The sequence below is a fragment of the Pseudomonas sp. PSB18 genome, from assembly GCF_014596565.1.
GTDB lineage: Bacteria > Pseudomonadota > Gammaproteobacteria > Pseudomonadales > Pseudomonadaceae > Aquipseudomonas.
On record NZ_NOIN01000004.1, the window covers coordinates 167,642 to 180,594 of the forward strand.

9 protein-coding genes are annotated in these 12,953 nt (G+C 62.9%); 4 read left to right on the top strand and 5 right to left on the bottom strand.

Annotated elements, in window-relative coordinates; translation table 11 throughout:
* The 3 genes from CGA22_RS11775 (at window position 1) to CGA22_RS11785 (ending at window position 3,649) form a co-directional block, all read left to right on the top strand.
* Window positions 1-816 carry a rhodanese-like domain-containing protein gene (locus tag CGA22_RS11775; protein ID WP_041022091.1) on the top strand — a complete coding sequence of 272 codons (816 nt, stop codon included), beginning with the start codon at window positions 1-3 and terminating at the stop codon, window positions 814-816.
* Window positions 817-835: 19 nt separating this feature from the next.
* On the top strand, window positions 836-1,696 hold the full coding sequence (gene asd / locus CGA22_RS11780) for an archaetidylserine decarboxylase (protein WP_041022090.1): 861 nt from the start codon (window positions 836-838) through the stop codon (window positions 1,694-1,696).
* A gap of 192 nt (window positions 1,697-1,888) precedes the next feature.
* Window positions 1,889-3,649 carry a hypothetical protein gene (locus CGA22_RS11785; protein WP_041022089.1) on the top strand — a complete coding sequence of 587 codons (1,761 nt, stop codon included), beginning with the start codon at window positions 1,889-1,891 and terminating at the stop codon, window positions 3,647-3,649.
* Between the two features lie 41 nt (window positions 3,650-3,690).
* On the opposite strand, the gene serB is transcribed toward CGA22_RS11785, so the two are convergent.
* Window positions 3,691-4,905 carry a phosphoserine phosphatase SerB gene (serB, locus tag CGA22_RS11790; RefSeq protein WP_041022088.1) on the bottom strand — a complete coding sequence of 405 codons (1,215 nt, stop codon included), beginning with the start codon at window positions 4,903-4,905 and terminating at the stop codon, window positions 3,691-3,693.
* A gap of 133 nt (window positions 4,906-5,038) precedes the next feature.
* On the opposite strand from serB, the gene CGA22_RS11795 reads away from it, so the two are divergent.
* Complete coding sequence (locus CGA22_RS11795) at window positions 5,039-6,553, top strand: AhpA/YtjB family protein (protein WP_041022087.1); 1,515 nt, start codon at window positions 5,039-5,041, stop codon at window positions 6,551-6,553.
* A gap of 254 nt (window positions 6,554-6,807) precedes the next feature.
* On the opposite strand, the gene CGA22_RS11800 is transcribed toward CGA22_RS11795, so the two are convergent.
* The 4 genes from CGA22_RS11800 to parE all read right to left on the bottom strand — a co-directional run bounded on the left by CGA22_RS11800 (window position 6,808) and on the right by parE (window position 12,937).
* Entirely contained in the window at window positions 6,808-7,518 is a 711-nt protein-coding gene (locus CGA22_RS11800; protein WP_041022086.1) for a membrane integrity-associated transporter subunit PqiC, read from the bottom strand.
* A 179-nt stretch (window positions 7,519-7,697) separates the two neighbouring features.
* On the bottom strand, window positions 7,698-9,962 hold the full coding sequence (gene parC / locus CGA22_RS11805; RefSeq protein ID WP_041022085.1) for a DNA topoisomerase IV subunit A: 2,265 nt from the start codon (window positions 9,960-9,962) through the stop codon (window positions 7,698-7,700).
* 84 nt (window positions 9,963-10,046) lie between these two features.
* Entirely contained in the window at window positions 10,047-11,033 is a 987-nt protein-coding gene (locus CGA22_RS11810; RefSeq protein ID WP_041022084.1) for an esterase-like activity of phytase family protein, read from the bottom strand.
* Window positions 11,033-12,937 carry a DNA topoisomerase IV subunit B gene (gene parE, locus CGA22_RS11815; protein WP_041022083.1) on the bottom strand — a complete coding sequence of 635 codons (1,905 nt, stop codon included), beginning with the start codon at window positions 12,935-12,937 and terminating at the stop codon, window positions 11,033-11,035. The genes CGA22_RS11810 and parE overlap by 1 nt, the downstream gene beginning before the upstream one ends.
* Window positions 12,938-12,953 lie beyond the last annotated feature (16 nt).

Consider the following 12,953-nt stretch of genomic DNA (forward strand, 5'->3'; position numbering starts at 1 on the left):
ATGCCTGACTTCTCTGGCTTGCCGCTGGTGATCGAGCCCAGCGACCTGCTCCCGCGCCTCGACGCCCGCGAATTGATTCTGGTGGACCTGACCAGCGCCGCCCGCTACAACACCGGCCACATTCCTGGCGCACGCTTTGTCGACCCCAAGCGCACACAACTGGGGCAGCCGCCAGCACCGGGACTGTTGCCGGCCAAAGCCGATCTCGAGGCGCTGTTCGGCGAGCTCGGGCACAACCCGGATGCGGTCTACGTGGTCTATGACGACGAAGGTGGCGGCTGGGCGGGACGTTTTATCTGGCTGCTGGACGTGATCGGCCATTCGAAATACCACTACCTCGACGGCGGCCTGCTGTCGTGGCTGGACGAAAGCCTGCCGGTCAACACTGAGGTACCGACCTCCGTCGGCGACCCGGTGCAACTGACCCTGCGGGACGAGCCCACCGCCACCCGCGAATACCTGCAAAGCCGCCTCGGTGCCGCCGACCTGGCGATCTGGGACGCACGTGGCCCGTTGGAGTATTCCGGCGAGAAAGTCGTGGCGGCCAGGGGCGGTCATATTCCCGGCGCGGTCAATTTCGAATGGACCGCGGGCATGGACAAGGCGCGCAGCCTGCGTATCCGCCAGGACATGCCGCAGATACTCGAACAACTGGGCATCACGCCCGACAAAGAGATCATCACCCACTGCCAGACTCACCACCGCTCCGGTTTCACCTATCTGGTGGCCAAGGCGCTGGGTTACCCACGGGTCAAGGGCTACGCCGGCTCCTGGGGCGAATGGGGCAACCACCCCGACACCCCGATCGAGATTTGAAGGTTCCTAAGGACATTTAATGAAAAACCGTTTGTTCATCATCACTCAATACCTGCTGCCCCACCACCTGCTGTCACGCCTGGCCGGCTGCATCGCCGAATGCCGCGTACGCTGGTTCAAGAATGCGTTCACCCAGTGGTTCGCCAAGCGTTATCAAGTGGACATGTCCCAAGCCCTGGTGGAAGACCTGACCGCCTACGAGCACTTCAACGCGTTCTTCACCCGCGCCTTGAAAGAAGGCGCACGGCCGCTGGACGAAACACCGGGCGCGGTCCTCAGCCCCGCCGACGGCGCCGTCAGCCAGCTCGGCCCTATCGAGCACGGCCGGGTCTTCCAGGCCAAGGGCCACAGTTTCAGCGTGCTGGAACTGCTGGGTGGCGACTCGGCCAACGCCGCGCCGTTCATGGGCGGCGATTTCGCGACCATCTACCTGTCCCCCAAGGATTATCACCGCGTGCACATGCCGCTGGCCGGCACCCTGCGCGAGATGGTCTACATTCCGGGCCGTATTTTCTCGGTCAACCAGACCACCGCCGAAAACGTTCCAGAGCTGTTCGCCCGCAACGAACGCGTGGCCTGCATCTTCGACACCGAGCGCGGGCCGATGGCCGTTGTGCTGGTGGGCGCGATGATCGTGGCCTCCATCGAAACCGTCTGGGCCGGGCTGGTCACGCCACCCAAGCGCGAACTCAAGACCTTCCGCTACGACGAAGCCGCCCGCGCACCGATCCACCTGGAAAAAGGCGCCGAACTGGGCCGCTTCAAACTGGGCTCGACCGCCATCGTGCTGTTCGGGCCAGACCAGGTGAAATGGGCCGAGGACCTGGTGGCCGGCTCGCCGGTGCGGATGGGCCAGGGCTTGGCGCTGCCCAAGGCTTGAGCCACCACCGCCCTTGTGGGAGCGAGCCCTGCTCGCGATAGCGTCAGGCCAGTCACCTCCATACCGACTGATCCGCCGCCATCGCGAGCAGGCTCGCTCCCACAGTCGCCCAAACAGATCGGGCACTTCTTTCCGCCACACCTGCTAGAGTTGGAGACATCCTTTTCATTTCCAGCCGGAGCCGTCCACGGCATGAATGAGACCAGCCCTCTCCCACTGTTGCGCGTTTCCACTCCGACGCAATCACGCCTGTCGTTCTGCGAGGCTACGCCACGGGATCTCAAGCGCTGGATTGCCAACCTGCCCAAGGCCAACATCGGCGAAACGGCTCGCCTGCTGTACCAGGCCATCGGCGAACTCAACCTGCTGCTCACCCCCAGCGAGAACCGCCTGCAATTGCTCGAGTTGCTGCGGCCCGAGGTGTATTACGTCTGCAAGCACCTGGAGCGGCATTTCCTGCAACAGGCCATCGTGCTCGATGACCGCTCGCGCAAGATCGTCAACCTGTGCCAGGCCCTGCAAAGTCATCTGGCGATGGGCTACAAACAAATCGTGGCGCGCATCGCACCGAAGTTCACCAAGGACCGGGCCCGCCTGCTGAGTACCGCATTGCAAAGGGCGATACATGCCCTCAACGGTCCGCTGCTGCGCGCCACCGAGTTGTACAGTCCGGTGCCGGAAGGTCTATGGCTTGATCTGCACCAGTTGTACCGGATCGCCTGCCAGTACCGGTTGCAACACCAGAGTGTCAACGACGACCTGGTCAGCCAGGTCCAGCAACTGAGCGCCGAGCAAACCTACGTCGTGGCCCTGCTGCTGGGCGCATCACGCAGCAACCAACTGCGCCAGGGCCAGATCGCACGACTGGCCGAAGTGCTGGAAGCCTGGAGCCAGCGGATCAAGCTGGATCCGACCAGCACCGCCACCAGCCTTTTCGCCGTCGCGCCGGAGCTGGATGTCGGGCCACGCTACCGTTCCAAGTTCAGGGCCGAGCAACAACCGGGCCTGCTGGGTGTTGACCTCGAACCGCTGGTGCGCGCCATCGCCACTCATCTGGAGCGGCCTGCCGAGCACACCCTGCCGGTACCTGGCGGCATGAGCAGCGATACCTTGCAGCATCTGCAAGCCGCCTGGGGTGAAGCCGTCGAACGCAGCTTCCAGCGCACCGAGGGCAATGGCACGCTGACCATTTGCGTGGGCATGAGCGCATTGCACTACTACCTCGGCGGCGAACGTTCCTTTAGCGAAATCCTGAAGACCCCCGTCACCCGCAAGGCCCGCTTCGAAGCCTCGCCCAGCAAGACCAGCGATACCTGGAAGCAAGCTTTCGACGCCGCCCCCACCGGGGACAGCGACATGTTGCCCTACGAAGAAATCGAGTACCCGGTCAACCCAGCCGATGAAGAGGGCAGCGGGTCGGATAACCAGCATCACTTTCCCACCTACGAACTGCCGATCGTCAATCACAGCCCCGGGGGTTACTGCCTGGGCTGGCCGAAAGAAGTACCGGAACAACTGCAGGCCGGGGAAATGATCGGCATTCGGGACACCAATGACCAAGCCTGGAGCGTCGCGGTGGTGCGCTGGATCCGCCAGGTTCGCGGCGGCGCCATGCAGATGGGCATCGAACTGGTCGCTCCCTATGCCCAGCCTTGCGGCGTGCAATTGGTCCGGGAGAAAAACGAACCTAGTCATTACCTGCGGGGGTTGTTGTTGCCGGAGATCAGCGCCATCGAACTTCCCGCGACCATGATCGCCCCCCGCCTGCCGTTCCAGGAGGGGCAGCAGGTTCTGATCAACACCAACGGCCAGGAACTCCGGGCTGGCCTGGACCGGCGGGTGACCAGTACCCACAGCTTCAACCAGTTTGCCTATCACCAGGAGGATGCCGGCCCCGCCGAGGGTGGCGATGACCGGGATGGGGATTTCGATTCGTTGTGGAAGTCGCTTTAACAGACAACCAAGCAACCCTGTGGCGAGGGGATTTCCTGGATTCAGAGCTGCCCGTCACGATCTCTGAAGCCCAGCAGGTACAACACCCCATCCAGCCCAAGGGTCGATATCGCTTGCCTGGCCGATTGCTTGACCAGCGGCTTGGCCCGGAACGCCACGCCCAGACCGGCGATCGCCAGCATCGGCAGGTCGTTGGCGCCGTCACCCACGGCGATGGTCTGTTCCAGGCGCAGGCCTTCTTTTTCAGCCAGTTCGCGCAGCAGGTCCGCCTTGCGCTGGGCATCGACGATGGGCTCGACAGCAACGCCGGTCACCTTGCCGTCCACCACTTCCAGCTCGTTGGCGAACACGTAGTCGATGCCGAGCTTGGCCTGCAACTGCTTGGCGAAGTAGGTGAAGCCACCAGACAGGATCGCCGTCTTGTAGCCCAGGCGTTTGAGTTCAGCGAACAACGTCTCGGCACCTTCCGTCAGTCGCAGGGAGGCACCGATGGCGTCCAGCACGCTGACGTCCAGCCCTTGCAGTAACGCCAGGCGTTCCTTGAAGCTGGCGCGGAAGTCCAGCTCGCCGGCCATGGCTCGCTCGGTGATGGCCGACACCTTGTCGCCTACGCCCGCAGCCTTGGCCAGTTCGTCGATGACTTCGGCTTCGATCAATGTCGAATCCATGTCGAACACCGCCAGGCGACGGTTACGACGGAACAGCGAGTCTTCCTGGAACGCGATGTCGACGTTCAGTTCCTGGGCCACACTCAGGAACTCGGCACGCAACGCCTGGGGATCGGCCGGCTCGCCGCGCACGGAAAACTCGATGCACCCCTTGCCCTTGTCGGCCGGGGTGTCCAGCGGCATGCGCCCGGACAAGCGGTCGATGTGATCGATGTTCAAGCCGTATTGGGCGGTGATCGAACTGACGCGCTGCAACTGTTCGGCGGTGACCTTGCGGGTCAACAGGGTAACGATGTGACGCTTCTTGCCCTGGCCGGCTACCCAGTGCTGGTAATCCGCTTCGGACACCGGCGTGAAACGGACCTGTTGATCGAGCTTGTAAGCGGTGAACAGGATGTCCTTGAGCACCGACTTGCTCTGTTCGGCATCCGGAATTTCAACCAGGATGCCAAACGACAGCGTGTCGTGGATCACCGCCTGACCGATGTCGAGAATGTTCACACCACCCTGGGCCAGAACGCCGGTAATGGCCGCAGTCAGACCCGGACGGTCGCTGCCAGTGATGTTTATCAGGACGATTTCGCGCAAGGCGCACCCCCGCAGGTGGAAAAAAACCGCATTCTACCCACTTTCAGTGACCATCGGGCACCGCCAGTGCTTTGCCGGTCATGGGGCTGTCGCTATACTGCGCGTCAATTTCACGGACAAAGAGCCGAGCTCAGTGAACCGGCCCACGCCAGTCAAAACCGACAACTTCTTCCTGCTGATCTTCCGTGCACTGCGCCATCGTCGCGTGCCGATTGCATTGCGCATTGCCAGCCATAACGTGATCCTGGTCGCCCTGGCCCTGGTCATCTATGCCTGCGTGATGGGGCTGCAGTTCAAGCAGGCGATGCACGAGCAGGCCGATGCCCTGGGGGAGAGCCTGACCACCCAGACCGCCACGTCCGCCACCGAGCTGCTGGTGTCCAACGACATCCTCAGCCTCAATGTGCTGCTCAACAACCTGACCAAAAACAAGCTGGTGGCCCATGCCGCCATCTACAGCGTGGACAACCGCATCCTCGCCGAGGCCGGCCAGCGTCCCAAGCCAGGCCTGCTGGGCGAATCCGGCGGCATGTACCAGAGCAAGATCACCTTCCAGGACGTGACCGCCGGACAACTGCGCATCAGCCTGGACATGGACCAGTTCCAGCAACCGATGACCATCAGCCTGCAAAGCATGGGCATCCTCAGCGCGATACTGCTGGCATTGGCGCTGGCCTTGAGCCTGCGTCTGGGGCGACACCTCTCCACGCCACTCCTGCAACTGCGCGTCTGGCTCCGGGACATCGACGAACACACCCCGGCCACCCAGCGCCAGGACGAAATCGGCGATCTGGCGCGGCAACTGCACGCCAGCTTCGCGCCGGAACCTGCGCCCGTGCCGGAGCCCGAGGACATCGACTACGTTGACGATGAAGCCGAACCGGAGTTCGAAGTGCGCAACCTGCGCGATCCCGGCTTCGACGAAAGCCAGCCGATGCCGACGTCCAGGCCCGCGCCTCGCCACGTGGTACGGGCGGTTGAAGACGAAGAGGACGACGACGCCTTCGCCGACCTGCGAGACGAGTCGATTGCCGGGCAACCGCAACCGCTCGCCAGGCCTGCCGCCTCGAACCAGCCACAACACAGCGCCGTGCTGGCCGTGCAATTGGGCGCCCAGGACCAACTGCGTCGCCTGCCCCAGGCCCGCCTGAAGGAACTGCTCGAACGCTACCGCGATTGCCTCGACCAGGCCGCCTCGCTCTACCAGGGTGAACTGCACACCCTGAACGACGGCAGCACCCTGATGCTGTTCCATACCGAGGACAGCGGTGACGATTACCTGACCAACGCCATTTGCTGCGGTGAACTGCTGCGGGCCCTGGGTCATCAATTACAGATCGAAGTCGCCGACAGCGGCATCACCCTGCAACTGCAATTGGGCCTGACCCTGGGCGACGGCCTGTTCGGCCTGAGCCAGATCGACCTGTTGCTGACCGAAACCGCCCAGGACGCCCTGGCGTTGTCGCAGCACAGCCGTAACCTGCTGCTGGTAGAGCGCAAGATCAACGACGACGCCCTGATCCGCCAGCGCACCCGCATCCGCCCCATCGCCAGCCCCGAAGGCGCGTGCTGTGTGGAGCGCTTGATGGAACCGTACCCATCGATGCTGGAACGGCAACTGGCGCGGATGCATGAGCGCCAGGCCTGAGTTCCGGTCGCTGGAATGACGAAGCCCGCAGATGAGGGATTGTCTGCGGGCTTTTTTGTGGCCTTCACCGGCCTCATCGCGAGCAGGCTCGCTCCCACAGGGACAGCGCTGAACCTGTGAAGGATTACCTGTGGTTTTGGACCTGTGGGAGCGAGCCTGCTCGCGATGAGGCCAGCACAACCGCCGAAGATCTATCCTGCAGAAAAAACAAAGCCCGCATCAACGCGGGCTTTGTCTTGCATCCAGTCCGGTGATCAGAACCTGAACACTTCCATGTCGGTACGAATCGGCAAGGCCATCGGGATCTTTGGCGACTTTTCCGGCTCGGCAGGCTTGGCCTGGGTAGGCGCCGCCTTGCGCGGTGCAGCCTCGACCAGCGGAGGCTGGTTGGCCAACGGCTTGAGCGCCACGGACAACTGCTCGGCCAGACGTTGCAGCAGAACTCCCTGGGCCTGAACCTGCGCAGCGGTGCTACCGGCATGTTGCTCTTGCAGATGAACGATACGGTTCTCACGAACTTTGCCGCGACGGTCGATCAACCGCCATTGGGCATCGAGCACCGCCGGTTGCGCTTCGCCCGAATCCAGGCGGGTGATCGACAGCAGCACCTGGACATCCGGGGTAAACCCTTGGGTGGCCGGCGCCAATACCACGCGCTGGCTGTCCAGGTGCCCGGCCACTTGGCGCAGCAGCAACTGGTCGATGTCCGAGGAGAGACTGCCGGCCCAGCGACCGTCAGTGGCGGCCTGCAAGCTACCGTCAGGTTGGCGTTGCAGCAGGGTTTCACGTTGCAGGTAGTCGGCGATCGACACCGGCCCCAGCAATACAGCCATGCCCGTGCTTTGCGCAGGCTGGGCCGGGTTGCCACTGTCCAGCTGATACAGCGACACTGGCTGATGGACGCTGCAACCCGCCAGGCCAAGCAGGCCGGCGAGCCATAGAATAGGAAGGCGCAGAGCAGTCATCGTTCCATCCAGGTGGCGGCCACAAGGCTTACCACAGTGAAAAAGTACTCGGTCATTATGAAGAACGCTCGGCCACGCCGGCGCTTGAAAGGGCCTATCATCCGTGAATATGCGTTCCGACTCCAGCGCGAAAGCATCGATCTGCGGCTTTTAATCGCAGACCGAGCCGTCTAGCACGCTTAATTGAGGTTTTCGACGAGCAGCGCATCGACCCGCTGAAAACCCCTTGGAAGCTTGTTGCCCCGCCGACCACGTTCACCTTTGTAATGCTCAAGATCGTCTGCTTTGAGTGAGAGCGTACGCTTTCCAGCCTGTAGCACAAGCGTGGCACCCTCCGGCAACACTGCAATATCCGTGACATATTCCTCACGGCTGGCGACCCGTTCGCCGGAAATCCCGATGATCTTATTACCTTTACCTTTACCCAATTGTGGCAGATCACTGATTTTGAACACCAGTAAGCGCCCTTCGGTCGTCACCGAAGCCAGCCAGTTGTTATCGCGATCGAAAACCGGGCGCGGCGCAATGACCTTGGCGTTGTTTGGCAGGCTCAACAGTGCCTTGCCCGCCTTGTTCTTGGCTTGCAGGTCTTCACCCTTGACGACGAACCCGTAGCCGGCGTCCGATGCAATAACGTATAGCCCGTCATCATCAGGCATCAGCACGCACTCAAAAGTTGCACCCGGTGGTGGCGTCAGACGACCGGTCAGCGGTTCGCCCTGGCCGCGAGCCGATGGCAGGGTATGGGCCGCCACCGAATAACTGCGCCCGGTGGAGTCGATAAACACCGCAAACTGGTTCGAGCGCCCAGGCGCCAGGGCCTTGAAACCGTCCCCGGCCTTGTAGGAAAGCCCCGCCGCGTCGATGTCGTGACCCTTTGCAGAGCGCACCCAGCCTTTTTCCGACAGCACGACGGTCACTTTCTCGTTCGGCAGCAGATCGTGCTCGCTCAGGGCCTTGGCTTCGGCACGCTCGACGATCGGCGAACGACGGTCGTCGCCATAGGTTTCGGCGTCCTTGAGCAGTTCGGTGCGCACCAGCTTCTTGAGCTTGGCCTCGCTACCCAGCAGGGCGAGCAGCTTGGCCTGCTCCTTGAGCAATTCATCCTGTTCGGCGCGCAACTTCATCTCTTCCAGCCGCGCCAGTTGCCGCAGGCGGGTGTCGAGGATGTAGTCGGCCTGGATTTCACTCAAGGCAAAGCGCTCGATCAGGCTCGCCTTCGGGTGCTCCTCGGTACGGATGATGTGGATCACTTCGTCCAGGTTGAGGTAGGCAATCAGCAAACCGTCCAACAGGTGCAGGCGCCGCTCCACCTTGTCCAGGCGGAACTGCAGACGTCTGCGCACCGTTTTGACACGGAACTCCAGCCACTCCACCAACAGCGCCCGCAGGTTCTTCAACTGCGGCTTGCCGTCCAGGCCAATGATGTTGATGTTGACCCGGTAGCTGGACTCCAGATCGGTGCTGGCGAACAGGTGTTGCATCAGAGCGTCGTGGTCGACCCGGCTGTTGACCGGAATGATCACGATACGGCACGGGTTCTCGTGGTCCGACTCGTCACGCAAGTCGGCGACTTGCGGTGCTTTCGACGGTTTTGCCTGCATCATCGCGGCAATCTGCTCCAGCACCTTGGCCCCGGAGACCTGGTGCGGCAGCGCGGTGACGATGATGTCGCCGTCCTCGATGTGATACACGGCGCGCATGCGCACCGAACCGCGGCCGCTTTCGTAGATTTTCAGCAAATCGGCGCGCGGGGTGATGATTTCCGCTTCGGTCGGATAGTCAGGGCCCTGGATGTGCTCGCAGAGCTGCTCCACCGTGGCTTTCGGTTCGTCCAGCAGACGCACGCACGCCGTGGCCACTTCCCGCAGGTTGTGGGGCGGTACGTCAGTGGCCATGCCCACGGCGATGCCGGTGGTGCCATTGAGCAGGATATTCGGCAAACGTGCCGGCAAAACCAGAGGTTCATCGAGGGTACCGTCGAAGTTCGGGCCCCAGTCCGCCGTGCCCTGGCCCAGCTCGCTGAGCAGCACTTCGGAATAACGCGACAGCCGCGCCTCGGTGTAACGCATGGCCGCGAACGACTTTGGATCGTCCGGCGCCCCCCAGTTACCCTGGCCATCCACCAAGGTGTAGCGGTAGCTGAACGGCTGGGCCATCAACACCATGGCTTCGTAGCAGGCCGAATCGCCGTGGGGGTGGAACTTGCCGAGCACGTCACCGACGGTCCGCGCCGACTTCTTGTGCTTGGAATCGGCGTCCAGCCCCAGCTCACTCATGGCATAGACGATCCGCCGCTGGACCGGCTTCAAGCCGTCGCCGATATGCGGCAAGGCGCGGTCCATGATCACGTACATGGAGTAATTGAGGTAGGCATTTTCGGTGAAGTCAGCCAGCGATCGGCGCTCTACGCCGTCCAAGCTGTCTGCAAGAATGTCGCTCATGCGGGCCTCATCAGTTCGTTGTCTGGCGCAACGGCATGCTGCCATCGCGCTGGGTAGATTCAAATAGGTTCAGGGGCAGCCGGCTCATGGCGAAGCGCTCCAGCCGCCATCGGGTGCGGCGAAGCGCCAGATGATCGGCCGCTCTTCGCCGTCGGCCCGCGGCCCGTCATTGTTGTCCAGGCCAACCCAGGCGCCCTTGGCGTCCACCACCAGGGCTTCGGCCAGCCCATAGGCCTGGGAATAGCGACGATTGTCCTGCAAGGCCTCGGCGGCGAACGACCAGCAGCGCTCGACTTCGGCGGTCTGGGGGTCGCGGCGGCAGATCTGAAAGGCGTTGCGCTCCAGGGTGAACAGCTTGCCGTCGAACAGGGACAGGTCGGCAAAATCCCGGGATACCGCCTTGGCATTGGAAAACTGCGCCGGCTGCATTTCCTGCCCTGCTTCGCTCAACAGCACACAATGACCGTCACAGTCCCACACCGTTTGCTGACGCTTGATCAACAGCAAGCCACGCCGCTCTCGCTCCGCCGCCAGCCATAGCCGATCGCCGACCGGGTTCACCGCCAGGCCTTCGAACAATGCATTGAAATGCAGCAACATCCCGCTGGCACGAGCCTCGCGGATCATTGTCGGCGCAATTCTCAACCAGGAGACGTCGCCCACCGGCGGCACCTGCAACACCGCGGCATGGGATTCACTGACCACATAACGATTACCGGCGCTGTCGCAGCTGATGCCCTCGAAATCCAGCTCGCCACCGCGCAGGAATGACGCCGCCCAGGTGCGCGATCTCAGCCCCCAGGGCAAGCCGCTGTCCGGCGCCTGCGGCACGTCGATGATCAACGCCTGGGCAGGCCAGGCCCCATCACCGGAGGTGTCGAGGCGATAAATGCGGTCATCGTCGCGATCCGACACCGTCCACATCTCATCGCCGCAGAGGGCCAGCCCGGACAGATTGCCGCCGCGCATGCCGTCGACAGCGTGCTCGGCCAGCAACTTCAATTCCGGCGCAGGCCCAGCGAAGACGGCCCCCGCCCACAGCAACAGTGCCAGGGCGAAACCCTTGCGCATCAGGCCAACACCTCGGCCAGGTCGCCCTTGGACTCGAGCCAGGACTTGCGATCACCGGCGCGTTTCTTCGCCAGCAGCATGTCCATCATCTCCGACGTCGCGGCGAAATCGTCCAGGGTCAGCTGTACCAGGCGACGGGTGTTCGGGTCCATGGTGGTTTCGCGCAGCTGCGGCGGATTCATCTCGCCCAGCCCCTTGAATCGGGTGACCTGCGGCTTGCCGCGTTTCTTCTCGGCCACCAGTCGATCAAGAATGCCGTCTCGCTCGGCTTCGTCCAACGCGTAGTAGATTTCCTTGCCCAGGTCGATGCGGTACAGCGGCGGCATGGCGACGTAGACATGACCGGCGTCCACCAGCGGACGGAAATGCTGGACGAACAAGGCGCACAGCAAGGTTGCGATGTGCAGGCCGTCGGAGTCGGCGTCGGCGAGGATGCAGATCTTGCCGTAGCGCAGTTGGCTCATGTCCTCGGCGCCCGGATCGACCCCGATGGCCACGGCGATGTTGTGCACTTCCTGGCTGGCCAGCACTTCGCTGCCGTCCACTTCCCAGGTATTGAGGATCTTGCCTCGCAACGGCAGGATCGCCTGGAATTCCTTGTCCCGCGCCTGCTTGGCCGAGCCACCGGCGGAATCACCTTCCACCAGGAACAACTCGGAACGCATCGGGTCCTGCCCGGCGCAATCGGCGAGCTTGCCGGGCAACGCCGGTCCCTGGGTAATGCGCTTGCGCTCGACCTTCTTGCTGGCCTTGAGACGACGACCGGCGTTGTTGATCGCCAGCTCCGCCAGGGCCAGGCCGGTTTCCGGGTTGGCGTTGAGCCACAGGCTGAACGCATCCTTGACCACACCGGAGACAAACGCCGCCGCTTCTCGCGACGACAGGCGTTCCTTGGTCTGCCCGGAGAACTGCGGCTCCTGCATCTTCATCGACAATACGAAGGCAATGCGCTCCCACACGTCCTCCGGCGCCAGCTTCACCCCACGGGGCAGCAGGTTGCGGAATTCGCAGAACTCACGCATCGCATCGAGCAGGCCCTGGCGCAACCCGTTGACGTGAGTACCGCCCTGGGCCGTGGGAATCAGGTTGACGTAGCTTTCCTGGACGCTCTCGCCACCCTCGGGCAGCCACAACAGCGCCCAGTCGACCGCCTCTTTGTTGCCCGCCAGGCTGCCGCAGAACGGTTCGTCGGGCAGGCGTTCAAAACCACTGACCGCGTCCACCAGGTAAGAGCGCAGGCCATCTTCGTAATGCCACTCGACTTTCTCACCGGTGGCCTTGTCCTCGAAACTGACCAACAGCCCCGGGCACAACACGGCCTTGGCCTTGAGCACATGCTTGAGGCGGCTGACGGAAAACTTCGGCGAATCGAAATACTTCGGGTCCGGCGCGAAATACACGCTGGTGCCGGTGTTGCGCTTGCCGACGCTGCCGACCACTTCCAGCTCGGTGGCCTTGTAGCCGTCGGCGAACGTCATCTGGTATTCGTTGCCGTCACGCTTGACCCGCACCCGGACCTGGGTCGACAAGGCGTTGACCACGGAAATACCCACCCCGTGCAGACCGCCGGAGAACTGGTAGTTCTTGTTGGAAAACTTGCCGCCCGCGTGGAGCTTGGTGAGGATCAGCTCGACACCCGACACCCCCTCTTCGGGGTGAATGTCCACCGGCATGCCACGGCCATCATCGCTGACCTCCAGCGAATGGTCGGCGTGCAGGATGACCTGCACCGATTTGGCGTGCCCGGCCAAGGCTTCGTCGACGCTGTTGTCGATGACTTCCTGGGCGAGGTGGTTCGGCCGACTGGTGTCGGTGTACATGCCGGGACGCTTGCGCACCGGGTCGAGGCCCGAGAGGACTTCGATGGCGTCTGCGTTATAAGAGCTAGCGCTGGGAGTGGCCATGGGGTCTCGTCGTCAG